The sequence below is a fragment of the Stenotrophomonas sp. 82F1 genome, from assembly GCF_056861525.1.
Genome location: NZ_JBSPUD010000030.1, coordinates 12,477 through 31,083, shown reverse-complemented (window position 1 = coordinate 31,083; position 18,607 = coordinate 12,477). Strand labels below are relative to the sequence as shown.

16 protein-coding genes are annotated in these 18,607 nt (G+C 67.2%); 13 read left to right on the top strand and 3 right to left on the bottom strand.

What is annotated here, in order from left to right; all coding sequences use genetic code 11:
- From AC13GI_RS20230 to AC13GI_RS20185, 10 genes are all read left to right on the top strand, one after another.
- On the top strand, window positions 1–357 hold the full coding sequence (locus AC13GI_RS20230; RefSeq protein ID WP_482997179.1) for a DUF1428 domain-containing protein: 357 nt from the start codon (window positions 1–3) through the stop codon (window positions 355–357).
- 45 nt (window positions 358–402) lie between these two features.
- On the top strand, window positions 403–1,665 hold the full coding sequence (locus tag AC13GI_RS20225) for an RNA polymerase sigma factor (protein ID WP_482997178.1): 1,263 nt from the start codon (window positions 403–405) through the stop codon (window positions 1,663–1,665).
- Window positions 1,666–1,772: 107 nt separating this feature from the next.
- Entirely contained in the window at window positions 1,773–2,969 is a 1,197-nt protein-coding gene (locus AC13GI_RS20220) for a hypothetical protein (RefSeq protein ID WP_025878385.1), read from the top strand.
- Window positions 2,960–4,060: a hypothetical protein gene (locus AC13GI_RS20215; protein WP_482997177.1), complete on the top strand. Its 1,101-nt coding sequence runs from the start codon at window positions 2,960–2,962 to the stop codon at window positions 4,058–4,060. The genes AC13GI_RS20220 and AC13GI_RS20215 overlap by 10 nt, the downstream gene beginning before the upstream one ends.
- A gap of 133 nt (window positions 4,061–4,193) precedes the next feature.
- Window positions 4,194–4,868, top strand: a complete 675-nt coding sequence (locus tag AC13GI_RS20210) for a hypothetical protein (RefSeq protein WP_380656798.1) — start codon at window positions 4,194–4,196, stop codon at window positions 4,866–4,868.
- A gap of 16 nt (window positions 4,869–4,884) precedes the next feature.
- On the top strand, window positions 4,885–6,531 hold the full coding sequence (locus tag AC13GI_RS20205; protein WP_346579520.1) for a CsgG/HfaB family protein: 1,647 nt from the start codon (window positions 4,885–4,887) through the stop codon (window positions 6,529–6,531).
- Between the two features lie 351 nt (window positions 6,532–6,882).
- Complete coding sequence (locus AC13GI_RS20200) at window positions 6,883–8,532, top strand: M28 family metallopeptidase (RefSeq protein WP_482997176.1); 1,650 nt, start codon at window positions 6,883–6,885, stop codon at window positions 8,530–8,532.
- Between the two features lie 161 nt (window positions 8,533–8,693).
- A complete protein-coding gene (locus AC13GI_RS20195; RefSeq protein WP_099821560.1) occupies window positions 8,694–9,953 on the top strand; it encodes a histidine kinase in 1,260 nt (419 codons plus the stop codon).
- Window positions 9,943–10,713 (top strand): LytR/AlgR family response regulator transcription factor, encoded by a 771-nt coding sequence (locus tag AC13GI_RS20190; protein ID WP_482997175.1) that lies wholly within the window; start codon window positions 9,943–9,945, stop codon window positions 10,711–10,713. Before AC13GI_RS20195 ends, AC13GI_RS20190 begins: the two co-directional genes overlap by 11 nt.
- Before the next feature lie 32 nt (window positions 10,714–10,745).
- Window positions 10,746–11,090 (top strand): hypothetical protein, encoded by a 345-nt coding sequence (locus AC13GI_RS20185; protein ID WP_482997174.1) that lies wholly within the window; start codon window positions 10,746–10,748, stop codon window positions 11,088–11,090.
- A 39-nt stretch (window positions 11,091–11,129) separates the two neighbouring features.
- On the opposite strand, the gene AC13GI_RS20180 is transcribed toward AC13GI_RS20185, so the two are convergent.
- Window positions 11,130–11,744, bottom strand: a complete 615-nt coding sequence (locus tag AC13GI_RS20180) for a hypothetical protein (RefSeq protein ID WP_482997173.1) — start codon at window positions 11,742–11,744, stop codon at window positions 11,130–11,132.
- Between the two features lie 310 nt (window positions 11,745–12,054).
- On the opposite strand from AC13GI_RS20180, the gene AC13GI_RS20175 reads away from it, so the two are divergent.
- On the top strand, window positions 12,055–12,984 hold the full coding sequence (locus AC13GI_RS20175) for an oxygenase MpaB family protein (protein WP_099821563.1): 930 nt from the start codon (window positions 12,055–12,057) through the stop codon (window positions 12,982–12,984).
- A gap of 181 nt (window positions 12,985–13,165) precedes the next feature.
- On the opposite strand, the gene AC13GI_RS20170 is transcribed toward AC13GI_RS20175, so the two are convergent.
- The gene (locus AC13GI_RS20170) at window positions 13,166–13,753 is read right to left on the bottom strand and encodes a TetR/AcrR family transcriptional regulator (protein WP_482997172.1); all 588 of its coding nucleotides are present in this window, start codon (window positions 13,751–13,753) and stop codon (window positions 13,166–13,168) included.
- 133 nt (window positions 13,754–13,886) lie between these two features.
- On the opposite strand from AC13GI_RS20170, the gene AC13GI_RS20165 reads away from it, so the two are divergent.
- Both AC13GI_RS20165 and AC13GI_RS20160 read left to right on the top strand, forming a co-directional pair.
- Entirely contained in the window at window positions 13,887–15,101 is a 1,215-nt protein-coding gene (locus tag AC13GI_RS20165; protein ID WP_482997171.1) for an MFS transporter, read from the top strand.
- Window positions 15,098–16,273: an MFS transporter gene (locus AC13GI_RS20160; RefSeq protein WP_482997170.1), complete on the top strand. Its 1,176-nt coding sequence runs from the start codon at window positions 15,098–15,100 to the stop codon at window positions 16,271–16,273. The genes AC13GI_RS20165 and AC13GI_RS20160 overlap by 4 nt, the downstream gene beginning before the upstream one ends.
- A gap of 94 nt (window positions 16,274–16,367) precedes the next feature.
- Here the strand turns inward: AC13GI_RS20160 and AC13GI_RS20155 are convergent, their stop codons facing one another.
- Complete coding sequence (locus AC13GI_RS20155; RefSeq protein WP_099821567.1) at window positions 16,368–18,479, bottom strand: M13 family metallopeptidase; 2,112 nt, start codon at window positions 18,477–18,479, stop codon at window positions 16,368–16,370.
- Window positions 18,480–18,607: the final 128 nt, after the last annotated feature.

Here is an 18,607-nt window from a genome sequence, read left to right as displayed (position 1 = left end):
ATGGCTTACGTGGATGCTTACGTGCTGCCGTGCCCGCAGGACAAGGTGGCGGCCTATCGACGCCTTGCCCGCCAGGCCGGCGCGGTGTGGAAGGACCATGGCGCGCTGCAGTACATGGAATGCGTGGCCGATGACGTGCAGCCCGGGAAATCGACCTCGTTCCCGCAGGCGGTGAAACTCAAGCCGGGCGAAACGGTGATCGTGGCCTTCGTGGTGTTCCGCACGCGCGCGGCGCGTGATCGCATCAACAAGAAGGTGATGGCAGACCCGCGGCTGGCGCATATCGGCCCCAAGGACATGCCATTCGATACCAAGCGCATGTTCTGGGGCGGCTTCAAGCCGATCGTGGAATCGTGAATGCCGGTGCTTGTGCAGGCCGGGCCCGCATGCTGTGATCGCTGCATGCACGAGCCCGCCCTGAGCCAGCGCCTGGACACCCTCTGGCGGATGGAATCGCCAGTGTTGATCGCGCGCCTGGCGCGCCTGCTCGGCGGCGACGTCGGCCGCGCCGAAGAGCTGGCCCAGGACACCTGGCTGGCCGCGCTGGAGCGCTGGCCGGTGCAGGGCATCCCGGACAATCCCGGAGCCTGGCTGATGACCACCGCGCGCAACCGTGCCATCGATGTGCTGCGCCAGCACCAGCGGGTGGCGCAGCAGCATGCGCAATGGGGAGAGGAACTGCATCCGGCCGCTTTGCCCGCGCCCGACGACAGCCAGGCCCTGGAAGATGACATCGGCGATGACCTGCTGCGCCTGATGTTCGTGGCCTGCCATCCCGTCCTGCCTGCCGACGCGCGGGTGGCACTGACCCTGCGCCTGCTGGGCGGGTTGACCACGATCGAGATCGCCCGCGCGTTCCTGCAGCCGGAGCCGACCATCGCCCAGCGCATCGTGCGGGCCAAGCGTACGTTGGCGCAGAAGCAGGTGCCCTACGAAGTGCCGCGTGCCGAGGCATTGCCGGAACGGCTGGCGTCGGTGCTGGAGGCGATCTACCTGGTGTTCAACGAAGGCTATGCGGCCAGCGCCGGCGACGACTGGATGCGACCGGCACTGTGTGCCGAGGCGCTGCGGCTGGCGCGCATTCTGGCCCATCGGATGCCGGTGCCTTCGGTGCTTGGCCTGTTGGCGCTGATGGAACTGCAGGCCTCGCGCGCGGCGGCCCGGGTGGATGCGCGGGGCGCGCCGATCCTGCTGGACCAGCAGAACCGGGCGCAGTGGGATTGGCTGCAGATCGAACGCGGCCAGCAGGCATTGGCGCGCGCGGTGTCGGCAGGCGGCGGCGATGATCCGTATGTGCTGCAGGCGCGGATCGCCTTCTGCCACGCCAGTGCGCGTCGCGCCGAAGACACCGATTGGGCGCGGATCGCCGCACTGTATGCGCAGTTGCTGCAGGTGATGCCGTCGCCGGTGGTGGCATTGAACCGGGTGGTGGCGGTGTCGCGCAGCGAAGGTGCGTTCGCGGCGTGGGCGCTGTTGCAGCCCTTGCTGGACGAGCCACGCCTGCAGGGCTATGCACCGCTGATGGTGGTACGCGGTGAGCTGCTGCAGCAACTGGGGCGGGAGCAGGATGCACGTGACGCATTCGCCTCGGCAGCGGCCCTGAGCCAGAACCAGGCAGAGCGGACCTTGCTGCGGCAACGAGCCGGCCTGCCGCCGGAAAATTGAAGCCGACAAGGTCAGCACTTGTCGGTTTGCCCCGGAGCGGCTATGTTTCGCGCCCAGCGGGCGTGTTCACGCCTGTCTTTCGTGTGTCATGACCGAGGAGCGGTTGGATGTTTTCAAGGACGAAGAGCGCACCGCGCGCTTTTGCGCGCCTGCTTGCCTATGCCCTGTGCCTGGCCGTATGGCCGTTGGCCAGCCAGGCCGCAGACAAATCGCAGCAGGCCTACTGGGCCGGCTTTGCCTATACCGCTGACGCCGCCGCCGTACAGGCAACCACGCCGCATGCGCATGCCGTGCTGGAAAAGCGTGGCCTGATTCCGCTCAACCAGACCCTGGCACAGGCGCTCAAGCGCCGCGCGCCGGCCAACCTGGAACTGATCGACCAGCCGGTGGCGATGCTCGACGGCACCACCAGTGCCGTGGTGCTGGCCGCTGCGCTGGACCGCGAACTGGTGTCGGTCGAACCGATCGGCGACCAGTACAAGGTGCTGGTGGAAGTGGCCCTGCAGGCGCTGTTCTTCGATTTCCGCGAGCGCCAGGTGATCGCCTCCTATCCGCTCACCCTGCAGCGCATCGACGTGCAGGAGTACCGCCCGGACAGCGACGATATCGACGCGATCGTCGCCGATCTGCTGTACGGCGGTGCCGATACCAGCCTGTCGCAGGTGCTGGCCACGACCCTGGCCCAGGCCAAGCTGCCGGAAGCGGCCACGCGTCGCCTGCAGGTGGGTGCGGTGACCTTGTCCGACGCCACGCTGGCCAAGCTGCCCGACCCGAAGTGGGCCGGTCCGCTGCGTGCCACGCTGGCCCATGAACTGTCCAAGACGCTGTCGTCCAATACCGGTGTCGGCCTGCTGCCGCCGGCCTCGGGCCAGGCGATCGGCGGTGCCATGGCCGCGCGCTTTGCCGACGGGAAGGTCTACCAGCTGAAGATTCCCGAGGCGGACTACGTCATCAGCCTGCAGGTGGATGCGCTGAAGAACGGCGTCATCAGTGAAACGCCGGCGATGAAGACGATGCTGTTCGGCGCCTTCTTCACCGCCAAGGTCACCGAGCCGTTCTCCGGCAAGGTGTACTTCGAACAACCGTTGCGCAAGGGCGCCACCAAGGTGGTGCCGGTCACGCAGTGGCAGGTCGACCAGTGGTCGGCCAGCTACGAAACCCTGCTGGCCGGCTTCGATGCCTTCGCCGGCGCCGCCGCCAAGCGTGCCGATTCGCGCGCCTGGCTGGACGAGCAGAAGCCGGGCGGACGCCCGCTGCAGCAACAGACCCAAGCCCTCCAGGAGTTGATCAAATCATGTCGTTGATGCGTACCATCCTGCTCATCCTCATCGCCCTGGCGGTGGCCTCGCCGGTCGCCGCGCAGACTGCCAGCTCGCGCGGTACCGGTTCGGCCAGCTACAGCCTGCGCCTGAGTGCCGATACCCGTGCCCAGGCCCTGAACAAGGCCAAGGCCAACGCACTGGAGGCGTACATCGCCGAATCCGGTGCGGCCAAGCTGCGCCTGTTCGAATCGCGTCGCGCCGAGTTCCTCGGCGAAATCGACCGCTACGTGCTCAGCGCCGTGCAGCTGTCGGACACCGAAGACAAGAAGGCCAAGACCTACAGCGTCACCGTCCGCGCCGAAATCAACACCACGCTGCTGCAGACCAAGCTGGATGCCGGTTCGGCCGTGGCCGGTGCCACCGCTGCACAGCGCTCGCTGCTGACCTTCCTGTTCATGGCGCGCTCGCAGGACACCGTGCAGTCGTTCCAGGACAAGGAATACCGTCGCGTCGACGCCAGCAGCAGCTACAGCGAGAACACCCGTGAAGGCGACAGCTTCCGCGGCAACTCGGTCAGCACCAACGGCAGCATCAACCAGAACGGCTCGGTGTCGGTCACCAGCGGCGGCAGCACCACCGCACGCAGCGACAACATCAGCTGGAAGGTGGCCAACGCCGCCGAAGTCAACACCGCCATGACCGGTGCCTTCAGCGCCGCCGGCTACGAAGTGGTTGAAGCCGAATACGTGGAAGGCGAGTCGCGCGGCCTGCTCAGCATCGAGCGCATCCGCAAGGATTTCAGCACCGGCAACGATCTGTCCGCGGCCACCCTGCGTGATACCGCCAACGGCATCCGCGTGGCGAACATCCCGTACATCGCCGTCGGCACCCTCGACGTCGGCATGCGCGACCGTGATCCGGCCAGCGGCAACACCCGCGTGTTCGTCACCGTCACCGGCAAGGTGCTGGACGTGACCGGTCGCTTCCCGCGCACCGTGTCGTCGGTGGGCCCGGTGCAGTTCTCCGGTACCGGCCCGAACGAAACCGTCGCCCGCACCAATGCGCTGCAGCTGGCTGCCGAAAAGGCGGCCCAGCAGATGATCAACGAACTGAACGTCAAGGCGGTCCGCTGATACCGGATGTCGCCCGGCTCGGGCTGTTCCGCTGCGCTCGCCGGGCATGGCCCGGCGCTACCAGTGGGCTGACCAGCGCCACCCATTGCTTCCACGTGCCGCATCGCGGCCGTCTCTCCCAAAGGAATCTTCCATGATCCGTAATACCGCTCTCGTCGTTGCCATCGCGGCCGCCACCCTGTCGATGCCGGCCCATGCCCAGTTCGGCAAGCTGAAGGACATCGCTGGCGCCGCCACCGGCACCTCCAGCAGCAGCACCAGCGCTGCCGCCCCGGACGAAGCCGCGCAGGAAGCGCTGGTCCGTCGTTTCGTCAGCTCGCAGTCGCACTCGCTGCAGGCGCAGACCTCCTTCGCCCGCGCCTTCGGCCTGGCCGAGCAGGTGCAGCTGCTGGAAGCCGAGCGCCAGGCGTTGTCGTCGGGTTCGGTGAACGTCGACGCGATGAAGAAGTCGGTGTCGGTCAGCGAAGCCGCACAGGCTGCCATCGACGAGCGCCAGGCCGCACAGCCGGAACTGAACGCTGAATCCAAGCAGCACTACGCCGAAGGCCTGGTCTCGCTGCTGGCCTCGGCTGCCGAAGCACAGAAGCTGAGCGGCGAAGCCAGCGGCTTTGCGGCCGGCATGAAGAACCTGGGCGCCACCCAGATGGCCACCGTTGGCCGCAAGCTGGCCGCTGGTGCCTGGGTTGCCAAGGAATCGCCGGGCTTCATCAAGGGCCTGTACGGCTCGACCAAGTCGGCCGTGACCTTCGCCAAGAAGAGCAAGGTGAAGGTGCCGTCCAACGCCGATTCGATGCTGGATTCGCTCTGATACGAGGCAGCTCCGCATGCGTACGACGACTCGATTGATCGGCCTGGGCCTGGCCGCGGCCCTGCTGGCAGCCTGCGGCAAGCAGGATGCACCGGCAGAAGCCGCACCCGCCAAGGACAAGGCCGCCAGTGCACTGGCCAGCAATGCGCCGGTGCAGGAAGCGCCCCTGCGTGGCACGCCGGATTTCGGCGGCACCACCCAGGTCGCGCGCGAAGCCGACGGTATCGGCAGCACCCCGGAACTGGCGGTGCTGGCGGCATTGCAGTCGGCCGTGGCCCAGGTCAACGGCGTACGCGTGGCCAGCCAGATGCAGAGCCTGCGCGCAGGCCTGCATGTGGACGTGGACGGTGAACACGTCGGCGATATCCGCGCCGACGCGTTCTCCCAGCAGATGATTGCCGGCTCGCAGGGCGCGGTGCTGGGCTATGAAATCCTCTCGCAGGATGAAGTGAGCCAGCTCGACGAAGAGACCATTGCCCGCGTGCGCGCCAGCGACGAAGGCTGGAGCTTCAAGGGTTCGGCCTCGGCCAGCGCCTCCGGCGAAGCCTCCGCCAAGGGCGGTTCGGCGTCGGCCAGCGTCAAGGAAAACTACGAAGAGCAGGTCAAGGTCGACGCCAAGCGCGGTGCCAGCTCCTTCGATTCGGACGTCACCCGGCGCAGCATGCGCAGCTACTGGAAGGTGCGTGTACGCGCGCAGATTGCCCAGTACCGTGCGCCGGATGAAGAAGGCAAGCCGAAGATCGTGGTGGCCCTGCCGCGCACCAAGTCGGGCAGCTATGCGGTTGGCGATGGCCGGGTGAATGCCGACGAGGTCGCCCAGGCGATCCGCGCGCGGCTGTCCGACACGCTTACCCAGACCCAGCGCTTCATCGTGCTGGACCGCGAGTTCGGCGACGAACTGCAGGCCGAGATCGACCACATCAACAGTGGCAACGTGCGCCTGCAGGACACCGCACGCGTTGGCCAGCAGCTGGCGACCGACCTGATCCTGATTCCGACCATCGAACGTTTCGAGTACCCGCGCAGCGTGCGCAACCTGCGCATGTCCGATCGCCAGGTGACCTCGTACTCCGGTGGCGGCCGCATCACCCTGCGCCTGGTCAACGCCACCACCGGCCAGGTGGTGATGTCCGACAGCTTCGACCACCAGCTGGCCTCGACCGGCCCGAGCACGCTGCCGCGCGTGGTCAACGGCCGCAGCATGGCTGCCTCGATGATGGATTCGCTATCCGGCCAGATCGGCAGCACGATCGTCACCACGTTGTTCCCGGTGTCGGTAGTGTCCGTCGATGGCGACCAGGTGGTGCTGAGCCAGGGCGGTGACACCGTGCAGGTCGGGCAACGCTGGCAGGCCGTGCGCCTGGGCGAAGAGCTGAAGGACCCGCAGACCGGCCGCTCGCTCGGCCGCAGCGAGCATCCGTGCTGCACCATCCGCATCGACCGCGTGGCCGCGCAGACCTCCTACGGCACCCTGGAAGAGGGCGTGGACGCAATGCGCGGTGGTTTCCGCCCGGGCCAGATCGAACTGCGTCAGAAGCTCGGCAGCAAGCCCAAGGCTGCCGCCGGCGCAACCGCATCGGCCGCCCCGGCCGCCGCCGCGCGCCCGGCCAGCAAGCCGAAGCCCAAGCCCGCCGCCGCCCCGGCTGAAGACCCGAACTGGTAACACGTCCAAGCAACACACAGATGGGGTCAGAGCCCTTTCCCGCCGGGAAAGGGATCTGACCCCTTCTTGTTTTCGTTCGACACCTACCCGAGCAGACCGCCGTTCCGACAGATTGCGGAGATCTGTCGAAGGCGGGGTGGGTCCGGTTGCGGGGGTGTCCGCGGCATGGATGCCACGGCCAAGCCTACAGGGACGTATTTACGGCGTCCCCCGCAACCGGACCCACCCCGCCTACCCTCAGGAAACCAGCTTCTGCTGTTGCTTCGGCTGTCGCCGTTGTTTCGGCGGGTCCCGGGCGCCGCCCGGGCGAACCCCTTACACTCCAGAACGATTTCCCTGCTGGAGAGAGCAATGAAGCGAGTAGTACTGGGCGTGCTGGCCCTGTCGGTGTCGAGCGCACTGATGGCGGCCACCCCGAAATTCGATGGCGCGCGGATCTCCGCCGACGTCAAGGAACTGGCCTCCGACGCCTACGAAGGCCGCTCACCGGCCACCGCCGGCGAAGAAAAGACCATCGCCTATCTCAGCAAGCAGTTCGCCGATGCCGGCCTGCAGCCCGGTGGCGACCTCAAGGATGGCAAGCGCCTGTGGACCCAGGCCGTGCCGCTGCGCAAGGGTGACATCGTCGGCGCGCCGCAGCTGGCGCTGCACCAGGGCGGCAAGACCATCACGCTGGAGCAGGGCAAGCAGATTGCCGTACGCGCCGCCATGAACGGCGCCAGCAACGTCGACATCAGCAAGGCGCCGCTGGTGTTCCTCGGCTATGGCGTGAAGGCACCGGAGCGCAACTGGGATGACTTCAAGGGCGTGGACCTGAAAGGCAAGATCGCCGTCGTGCTGATCAACGACCCGGACTTCGAAACCGGCAAGGGCGACTTCGACGGCAAGGGCATGACCTGGTACGGGCGCTGGCCGTACAAGTACGAAGAAGGCGCACGCCAGGGCGCACTCGGCGTGCTGATCGTGCATGAGACCGCACCGGCCTCGTACGGCTGGGCCACGGTGGCCGGTTCCAACACCAACACCATGTTCGACGTGGTGCGCGACAACCCGGCCGACAGCCACCCGCTGCTGGAAGGCTGGATCCAGCGCGATCTGGCCGTGGAGCTGTTCCGCGCGGCCGGGCAGGATTTCGAAGCCTTGAAGAAGAAGGCGCAGCAGCGCGACTTCACCCCGGTAACGCTGACCGGCGCCAGCCTGGATGCGAAGTACGCGGTGAAGACCGAAGTGATCACCTCGCACAATGTGGCCGCGCGCCTGGAAGGCAGCACGCATGCGGACGAGACCATCCTCTACAGCGCGCACTGGGACCACATCGGCGTGGGCGAACCGGATGCACGCGGCGACCGCATCTTCAACGGCGCGCTGGACAATGCCAGCGGCACCGCCTCGCTGATCGAACTGGCACGCGGTTTCGCCAAGGCGCCGCGTCCGCAGCGTTCCGTCGTGTTCCTGGCGGTGACGGCCGAGGAGAAGGGCCTGCTCGGTTCGGAGTACTACGCAACGCACCCGCTGTACCCGCTGGAAAAGACCGTGGCGATGATCAACATGGACGGCATGGCGCCGTTCGGTCCGTCGCGCGATTTCGGCATCTATGGCGCGGCGCGCTTCGAACTGCTGGACCAGTTGAAGGACGTGGCCAAGGGCTGGGACATCCGCTACACGCCGGACCCGAAGCCGGAGGCCGGCTTGTTCTTCCGCTCCGACCACTTCCCGTTCGCCAAGCGTGGCGTGCCGGCGCTGTCCTGGTCGGCAGGGCAGGACTGGGTGGACGGTGGCGTCGCGGCGGGCAAGAAGGCGTCCGAGGACTACACCGCCAAGCGTTACCACCAGCAGGGCGACGAGTGGCAGCCGGACTGGGTATTCGCCGGCGCCGCCCGCGACCTGGAAGTGCTGTACACCCTGGGCAACCAGTTGGCCAATTCGCGAGCCTGGCCGAACTGGAGCAAGGACGAGGCGTTCCGCGCCGTGCGTGACGCCAGCGCCGACCAGCGCAAATAAGGGAAGGCGGGGCGCTGCTCCGCCACACCTGGTAGCGCCGGGCCATGCCCGGCGTTTCCGCAAGGGCTTCCATCCACCCTTTCCGGCCCTTCGTCGCACACCGCTTGTTTGCCCGAAGGGCCGCTCTATGCTCGGCTCACCCCTTCCACCAAGGCGCCGCCGTGATCGCCAGCTTCTCCCTCATCATCCGTCACCTGCTGGCCTGGGCCGCGGCGCTGTTCGTTGCCGGCATGGTCTGGAGCGGCATCTTCAGTGGCATGAACGACGGCCCGGGCTGGGTGTTCGGGCTGCTGGTGATGTTCCTGATGATCTCCGCGCTGGGCAGCGCGATCACCCACGTGCGCCGGGTCTGGCTGGTGGCCGGTCGTCTCGATGGCGCCACGCTGTCCGGCCGCCAGCGCCGGCAGATCGAACTGCCGATGGATGCCGGCCAGGCCTTCGCAGTGGTCGAGGCGGCCGTCGGCGAACTGCCACGGGTGGAAGAGGTGGAGAGTTCTGCCGGCAGCCTGCAGGTGCGTGCCTATGTGCGTCGCGTCGACCTGTGGAACGGCCGGCAACCATCGCGCTGGAACCTGCCGGCGCGGCTGGCGATCAAGCGCAACAGTGTGCTGGCCACGGTAACGCCGGGGCAGGGCACCAGCACCGTCACCCTGCTGTTCGAACCGGACGCCGGCTGGTGGGCCGATCTGCTGGCACTGGATGAAGGCAGCAACTACGAGAACGCCGAAGCGGTGACCCGCGCGATCAGCCGCCGCGTGGCCGACCAGCGCCGCGACGAGCAGGCCGCCGCCGAACAGACCCAGGTGGAAAAGGAACTGTCGGTCGCGCGCTTGAACCTGCTGCACGCGCAGGTCGAGCCGCACTTCCTGTACAACTCGCTGGCCAACGCACAGGTGCTGACCCGCACCGACCCCGCGCGCGCCGAGCAGATGCTGGGCCACCTGATCCAGTACCTGCGCAGTTCGCTGCCGCAGGTGGATGAATCGATGTCCACGCTGGGCGTGGAGCTGGAACGTACCCGCGCCTACCTGGAAATCCTGCGCATCCGCATGGGCGCACGGCTGGCGGTGGAAGTGCAGGTGCCCACCGAGCTGCACGAGGTGAAGCTGCCGGCGATGGCGTTGCAGACGTTGGTCGAGAACGCGATCAAGCATGGCCTGGAGCCCAAGCCCGGTGGCGGTACGATCTGGATCCTCGCGCGTGGTTTCGATGACCACGTCACCGTGACCGTCGCCGACGATGGGCTTGGCTTCGGCCAGGGCACCAGCGGTACCGGCATCGGCCTGAAGAACCTGCGCGAGCGCCTGCGCCTGACCTGCGGCGAGCAGGCCGGGGTGGCGATCGTGGCCAACTTCCCCAGTGGTGTAGCCGCCACCATGACCCTGCCGCAGTCGGCCAAGGAGCCCAGCCATGCCGCTTGAAGCGCTGATCGCCGAAGATGAAGAGCTGCTGCGGCACTCGCTGGTCGAGCAGCTCGGGCGGCTGTGGCCGGAACTGAAGCTGGTGGCCGAATGCGAAGACGGTGCCAGTGCGCTGGAACAGCTGGCCGAGAAGCAGCCGGACATCGCCTTCCTCGACATCCGCATGCCCGGCATCAGCGGCATCGAAGTGGCGCGGTCATTGGCCGAACTGAGCCCGCGAACGCAGGTGGTGTTCGTCACCGCCTACGATCAATACGCCATTGATGCCTTCGAGCAGGGTGCGATGGATTACCTGCTCAAGCCGGTCAGCGACGAGCGGCTGCAGGCCACGCGCGATCGCATTCTTGCGCGGCTGCCATCCGCGCGCCAGGACGATGCGGTGCTGGAGCGCCTGCTGCAGCGCCTCGGTGCAGGCCCGGCCGCCAACGATCGGCCGCCGCTGGCCTGGATCACCGCCAGCAACGGTCGCGATACGCAGCTGATCATGCTCGACGATGTGATCTATTTCCGCGCGGACAACAAGTACACCACCGTGGTCACTGCCGCCGGCGAAAGCCTGCTGCGCACACCGTTGCGCGAGCTGCTGGAAGTGCTCGATCCGCAGCACTTCCGCCAGGTGCACCGCTCCACCATCGTCAACATGAAGGCCGTCGCAGCGGTCAGCCGCGACGACACCGGCCGCGGCGTGCTGCGCCTGCGCCAGCGTGCGGAAACGCTGGTGGTCAGCCAGCCGTTCATGAGCCTGTTCCGCGGCATGTAGCCGTGGCCTTCGCCATCCACCGAGGAACGAACATGCGCCGTATCCTGCTTGCAGCTGCCGCCGTGCTGGCCATCACCGGCTGCGAAAACTCCAGCAACACCTCAATCACCCGCACCAATGCCAATGGCGTGGACACGCTGTACAGCAAGAGCACGGTGGTCGATGGCGTGGCGCGTTTCGAATGCATCGCCAGCAGCAGTGGGCAATGCCACTACCTGGTGCTGGCCCCGGGCTGCAGTACCGATGCTGCCTGTGCGACGCCGCCGCTGCGCCATTTCGCGGTGGCCGTAGGCAAGAGCGAGCAGGTCAGTGGCCTGCCCAGGGACTTCCGCCAGTGCGTCAGCGACGTGCAGAAAGAACAATGCCACCGTGACTGAGCACGGTGGCATTGTGGCTCCCCCCGGATTGCGTTCGGCTCAGTAAGCCGGCTGCAGCGTCATGTCGTGATGGTGTTCGGTTTCACCGACATGGTTCAGGCGACCCACCAGTTCGGAGTGCTGCTTCATGCGCCCGATCTCGGTCATGATGCGGATGTCCTCGTGGCGCAGCTCGCGCTTGGCGGTGACCGCCTGCTTGTAGTCCAGCACTTCCGGATAGTGTTCAGCCAGGTCCAGCGCTTCGGCCACGTGCTCGACGCTGTCGGCCTTGGAGGTGATGCGGGCGCGGCTGTTGAAGGCCTTCATCCAGCGCTCGAAGCCGGCGGTGCGGTCGAACATGTTGGCCATGAACCAGATCACGAACAGGATCGAGATCCACGAGCCGAACACCACGACCACGCGGGTGAAGGTGATGTGGTAATCGTCGCGCCACAGGTAATTGGTGATCAGGCCGAGGATCAGCAGCGAGGCCGCCTGCCATCCGACGATCGAAGTGATCAGCCACTGGCACTTGGCCCGGGCCAGCACCGCCACTTCATCGCGGATCTGCTGTTCGCTGAGGCTGCGCCAGTGCGCGACCTGTTTTTCGAACGGGCTGCTGTAGAGCTCGTTGTCGCGAAGCAGTAATCCCAAACCCTTGAACAAAGCAATCATGGCTGGCTCCTTGGTGGAACGTGCGGCGATCTGCAGTCGACGGTGTGGCGGGTTCAGTTCTAGCACTTCCAGCGAGCGGTGCAATGGCCTCAAGGCCACGCGGCACAAGGGTTCTGTCTGAACAGGTGAATATTTGTGCGGCGCAGCATTGGTCGCATGGCCTGCGACAAGATGTCGCAGGGTGAAACGTGCTGCGCGCGCACATGAAACCGACGCTGAGCGGCCGGGCTCGCCGTGCCTGTCGTGATCGCCCAGAATCGGGGTGTACCGCGCAGGACGCGGTCCGTCCCTCCGCCGATCTGGACCCGTGATGCCGCCGTTGCTGCACCGTCTTTCCCGCCCCGTCACCGCCCCGATCCGACGCTGGGTACTGGATGCGTTTCCGCGAGGCCAGAGCGGCATCGACTACGACCATCCGCTGGGCGATCCGGGCTGGTTCGGGCCGGACAGCGTGACCTGGCGCATGCACGCCGAACTTCCCTCGATGCTGGCCGGCGGCCTGTGTGCCCTGATGCTGCAGACCCTGCATCCGCGCGCGCTGGCCGGTGTCTACGACCATTCCAATTTCCGCCAGGATCTGGTCGGCCGCCTGCGCCGTACCACCGCCTTCGTGGCAGGCACCAGCTACGCACCGGCAGGCGAGGTGGAAGCGCTGGTGGCCAAGGTGCGGCGCATCCACGCGCAGATCCGCGGCCATACCGCGCAGGGCGAGCCGTATGCCGCTGACGATCCGCAGCTGCTGACGTGGGTGCATGTGACCGAGGCCTACGGCTTCCTGCAGGGCTATCGCCGCTACGGGCGTGAAGTGCCTGCCGCGATCGCCGACCGCTACTACGACGAGTACCGCTGCGTGGCCGAAGCGCTGGGCGCGGTGGATGTGCCGCGCAGCGAGGCGGAAGTGGATGCGTATTTCTGCGCGCGGCAGCCGGAGCTGGTGGTGGACGAACGCTCACGCGAGGTGCTGCAGGTGCTGTCCGGCGTGCGCCTGCCGGTGCCGGTGCCCGGCCTGTCACGCGAAATTTTCCTCGGTGCCGGTGCCGCGCTGCTGCCGGACTGGGCCGAGGGCATGCTCGAGCGCAGCACGCGCCAGCGTGCGCAGGCCGCAGCCTCGGCCAAGCTGATGCAGGGCATGGCGCCGCTGTTCCGCCGCGCGCTGCCCGATGGCCTGGCGACCCGCGCCTGCGCACGGGTGGGGGTGCCGGTGGACGTGTTGCGCGAGTGGCCGGCATTGCCCCGGTAGACGCCGACCTTGGTCGGCGCGGCGCCGCGCGGCGCCGCCTCCACGCATGGCGTGGATCTACTGCACGCCCGCGACCCGGGTGAATGCACCGGTAGATCCACGCCATGCGTGGATGGCCCACGGTAGATCCACGCCATGCGTGGATGGCCCACGGTAGATCCACGCCATGCGTGGATAGGCCTTACTTGGTCGACCTCAGCCCACGCAACAGCATCTCCAGTGCCGCCGTTGCTTGGCGAAGGCGTGCATCGCCATCTTCGCCTTCGGCGATCCAGAACGCTGCTTCGGCCAAGCTGCCGTAGATCAGCGAAGCCAGTGCCTGCGCATCCACCGGCGCGACCACGCTCTGCGCGATCAGCTGTTCGATCAATCGCTGCATCGAGTGCACGCAGTGCCGCTGCGATTCCGGTGACGCACCGCCGAGCACCGCACGTGCGTCGCGCAGCACGATGCGCTGGATCTCCGGTTCCAGCGCCATCTCCAGGTAGGCACGACAGCGCCGCACGAAGCCGTCCCAGGCATCTTCGGCGCCATCGCTGATCGCCTGCAGGCGCGCGTCCGTCTCGGTGTCGAGCTGGGCGACTACCGCCGCCAGCAGCCCCTTCTTGTCGCCGAAGTGGTGATACAGCGCACCGCGGGTCAGCCCAGCCTGGGCTGTCAGGTCGTCCATCGAGGTGGCGGCATAGCCTTGTTCGCTGAACACGCGGCGGGCAGTAGCCAGCAGCTTGGCGCGGGTTTCTTCCATCTCGGCGCGGGTGCGACGGACCATCCGGAACTCCTTACATATGAAGTGCATGATTATTTACATACGGAGAGTATGAATGTAGGCTCTTATTCATACGCTCTGTATGTATTGTCGTGGCGATGCGTGCGCCAGGCAAGTCGCTGCCTTGGAGATTTCGATGGCCACCCCGTACCGCGACCTGTTCGCTGCCCCCGGCACCACCGGCCTTGCCCTGGCCGGGCTGCTGGCACGCCTGCCGCTGCCGATGACCGGCATCGGCCTCATCACCTTGCTGTCGCAGCTGCGCGGCAGTTATGCGTTGGCCGGCGCAGTGTCTGCCACCTTCGTGCTCACCTATGCATTGCTGTCGCCGCAGGTGTCGCGCTGGGTCGACCGCCATGGGCAGGGCAGGGTGCTGCCGTGGGCCACCGCGGCCAGCGCGACAGGCCTGCTGCTCCTGCTGGCCTGTACAGTGCTGCGGGCACCGGACTGGACCTTGTTCGCCGCGGCGATGCTGGCCGGCTGCATGCCCAGCGTGTCGGCCATGGTGCGCGCGCGCTGGACCGCGATCCACCGCGGCCGCCCGCAACTGCAGACGGCCTATTCGCTGGAGACGGTGTTCGATGAGGTCACCTTCATCGCCGGGCCGCCGTTGTCGGTCGGGCTGTCGGTGGCGGTATGGCCGCAGGCCGGCGTGCTGGCTGCCGCTCTGCTGCTTGTCGTCGGCGTGGCTCTACTGGTGCTGCAGCGTGGCACCGAACCACCGCTGCAGAGCTGCGAGGGCGCCGCACCTTCGCGCTCCCTGCTGCGGCAACCGGAGATCTGCCTGCTCGCATTGCTGATGCTGGCGATGGGTGTGATCGTCGGCACGGTCGACATCACCAGCGTGGCCTTTGCCGAACAGCGAGGTCAGCCCCTGGCAGCCAGCGCAGTGCTGTCGGCCTACGCGCTTGGCAGCTGCGCGGCAGGCCTTCTGTTTGGTGCGCTGAAGCTGCAGGTGCCATTGCAGCGCCTGTTGCTGCTGGGTGCAGGAGCCACCGCGCTGACCACCTTGCCGCTGCTGTTGGTGGGCACCCTGCCTGCACTGGCCGCTGCGGTGCTGTTGGCTGGGCTGGCTTTCGCGCCGACCATGATCGTGGCGATGTCGCTGGTGGAACAGCGCGTGCCCGAATGGCGCCTCACCGAGGGCATGACCTGGTTGCTGGCTGGCCTGAACATCGGCGTGGCACTGGGTGCTGCGTTGTCCGGGCAGCGCGTCGATGCCGGTGGTGCGCGCAGCGGCTTCGTCGTCGCGTTGGTGGCAGGCAGTGTCGTGCTGCTGGTCGCCCTGCTCGCGCAGGGTGCGCTGCGCACTTCTGCTTCGTCCACTTACTCTGCAAGGATGGTCCCGTGAGTACGTCATCGCCCGCGCACGCGGCGCCTGTGCCACGCCATCCGTGGTGGGCCATCTCCGCCGTCGGCCTCGCCACCTTCTCCGTGGTCACCACCGAAATGCTGCCGGTCGGACTGCTTACTCCGATCGCCGACAGCCTCGGCGCGTCCGTAGGCACCGCCGGTCTGATGATCTCGCTGCCGGCACTGCTGGCGGCGCTGTTCGCACCGCTGGTGGTGATTGCAGCCGGTGGCATTGATCGTCGCCGCATCCTGTGCGCGTTGCTCGGCCTGCTGCTGGTGGCCAACGTCGCCTCGGCACTCGCGCCAGGCATCGGAGGGTTGCTGGCCGCGCGCGTGCTGGTGGGTTTCTGCATGGGCGGCATATGGGCCATCGCCGGCGGACTGGCGGCGCGCCTGGTGCCGTCAGCGCGCATCGGCCTGGCCACCTCGATCATCTTCGGTGGCGTAGCCGCGGCCTCGGTGCTGGGCGTGCCGCTGGGCGCGCTGATCGGCGAGGCGCTGGGATGGCGTTGGGCCTTCGTGGTGATGGCTGCGTTCAGTGCAGCCGTCCTGCTGTTGCACCTGTGGGTGGTGCCGGGGTTACCGGTGGACGGCTCGGTGCGCGCGCGCCAGTTCGTGCAGCAGCTGGGCAACCGCGGCCTGCAGCAGGGGCTGCTGCTGACCCTGCTGCTGGTGGCGGGGCACTTCATCGCGTTCACCTATGTGCGGCCGCTGCTGACCACGCTGGCACACATCGATGCGGCGTGGATCGGAGGCCTGCTGTTTGCCTATGGCATGGCCGGCATCGTCGGCAACTTCATCGTTGGCCTGCTGGCAGCGCGACGTCCGCGCGGGTTGCTGCTGGCCATTGCGCTGGGGTTGCTGCTGACACCGCTGTTGTTCCTGTGGACCGGCGGCACGCCGGCCAGCGGTGTGGTGGTGTTGCTGTTGTGGGGCCTGGCCTATGGTGGGGTATCGGTGGGGTTGATGACATGGATGATGGCGGCCGTCCCCAAGGCCGTGGAGATCGCTACGGCGCTTTACGTGGGCGTGTTCAACATCGGCATCGCGCTGGGCGCGTGGGGTGGGGGACTGCTGCTGGATGGCATCGGGCTGCACGCCAATCTGTGGGCGGCGGCCGGGTTCGCGGCGGCGGCGACGTTGGTCGTGGTAGGTATGCGCAGGCTATAGATCCACGCCATGCGTGGATGGCGAAGTGCCAACCAAGGTTGGCATCTACCGATCGAAACGAAACGGGCGCCTTTCGGCGCCCGTTTGCGTTACATCACCAGACCTTGACCCGCTTGTCCGGGGCCAGGTACAGCTTCTGGCCTTCCTTCACGTCGAACGCCGGGTACCAGGCGTCGATGTTGCGCACCGTCAGCGCGCGGAACTGGCCCGGTGCGTGCACATCGGTCAGCAGCGAATTGCGCAGCGCCTGCTCGCGGCTCTTGCTGCGCCAGGCCTGGGCGAAGCCGAGGAAGAAGCGCTGGTCGGGGGTGAAACCTTCCAGGGTCTGGCCCGGCTTGCCCTGCAGCGACAGCTGGTAGGCGTCGTAAGCGGTGCCCAGGCCGGCGACGTCGGCGATGTTCTCGCCCAACGTCAGCTTGCCGTTGACATGCACGCCCGGGAACGGTTCGTAGCTGCTGAACTGCGCGGCCAGCGCATCACCGGCCGCGTTGAACTGCTTGAGGTCTTCGGCCGTCCACCAGTTGTGCAGCTTGCCGGTGTCGTCAAACAGCGCGCCCGCGTTGTCGAAGCCGTGGCTGATCTCGTGGCCGATCACCGCGCCGATGGCACCGTAGTTCACCGCGTCGTCGGCGGCGCCATCGAAGAACGGCGGCTGCAGGATCGCCGCCGGGAACACCAGGCGGTTTTCCAGCGGCACGTTCATCGCATTGATGGTCTGCGGCAGCATCGCCCACTCGCTGTGGTCGACCGGCTTGCCCAGCTTGGCGATGTTGCGCTGGTACTCGAACAGTTCGGCGCGCTGCGCATTGCCCAGCGGATCATCACGGCGGATCTCCAGGCCGCTGTAGTCGCGCCACTTGTCCGGATAGCCCATGCCCACGGTCAGGCCGGCCACCTTGGCCTTGGCGCTGGCCTTGGTCTGCGGTGACATCCAGGCCAGTGCATCGATGCGCTTGGCGAAGGCGGCGATGATGTTCTTCGCCATCTCGTCGGCACGTTCCTTGGTCTTGGCATCGAAGTGCTTTTCGACATAGCGCTTGCCGATGGCCTCGCCGACCGCATGGTTGGCGTCATCGACGGCGCGCTTCCAGCGGTCGCTCTGCTGCGGCGTTCCGCTCAGCGCGGTGCCGTGGAAGGCGAAGCGCGCATCGGCGAACTTCTTCGGCAGGTAGGCGGCGGCGCGGTCCAGCGCGTGGAAGGTCATGTAGTCCTTCCAGGCATCCAGCGGCTCGGTGGCCACCAGCTTGGACAGGCCGGCCACGGCCTTCGGTTGCCACACGATGAAGTCCTGCTGCTTGCCGAGTGCGGCTGCGTCCAGGAACGCAGCCCAGTCCATGCCCGGCGCCTTGGCGTTGAAGTCGGCCTGGGTCCAGGGGTTGGCACCCTTGGTCACGTCGTTGGTTTCTTCCTGGGTGGCATGCGCCTGCGCGATCTTCGTTTCCAGGGCGAGGATGCGCTGCGCCTTGCCGGCCGGGTCGGCCACGCCGGCCAGCTGCAGCACCTGCGCGATGTAGGCCTGGTACTGCTTGCGCAGTTCGGCCATGCGGCCACCCCCCAGGTAGAAATCGCGGTCCGGCATGCCCAGGCCGCCCTGCACCAGGTACGGCGCGGTGCGGTCGGGCTGCAGCAGGTCCACCGACACCCACAGGCCGAACAGGCGGTCGGTGTAGAAGTTGGTGGCATTGAGCAGGTCGACATCGGCGCGCACGTCGCCGCCGAGGGCGCGGGCCAGGCCGGCCTTGTCGGCGATCGCATCGATGTTCTTCAGCTGCGGCTGCACCGGCGCCAGGCCGCGCTGTTCGATGCCGGCCTCGTCCATGTAGGCGGCGTAGTAGTCGCCGATCAGCTTGTCTTCGCCGCTGGCCTGGGCGTTGCCGGCAGCGCCTTCCAGGATCGCGCGGGTGTCGGCCTGGGTCTTTTCGGCGATCACGTTGAAGCTGCCGAAGCGCGAGCGGTCCGCCGGGATCTCGGTGTTCTTCACCCAGCTGCCGTTGGCGAAGCCGAAGAAGTCGTCACCGGCGGCGATGCTGCGGTCCATGCCACTGGCATCGAAACCAAAGCTGCCCAGCATCGGCTTGGCGGCAGCGGGGGTCGCCTCGGCCGGTGCGGCGGTGCCGGCGGCCGGATCGGCCGGGCGGTCGCAGGCGGCCAGGGACAGGCTGGCAACGATGGCCAGTGCCAGGGTGGGGCGGCGCAGCTTGGACATGGACTTCTCTTGCGGCGGAAAACTCCAAGTCTAATCCGCTGCGGGCCGGCTGGACGTGCCCGGCAGGGCCAGCACTGTGCGTGATCTGGCTGAACACGCAGCGCCAACCTTCACGCGGTCCTCGGCGT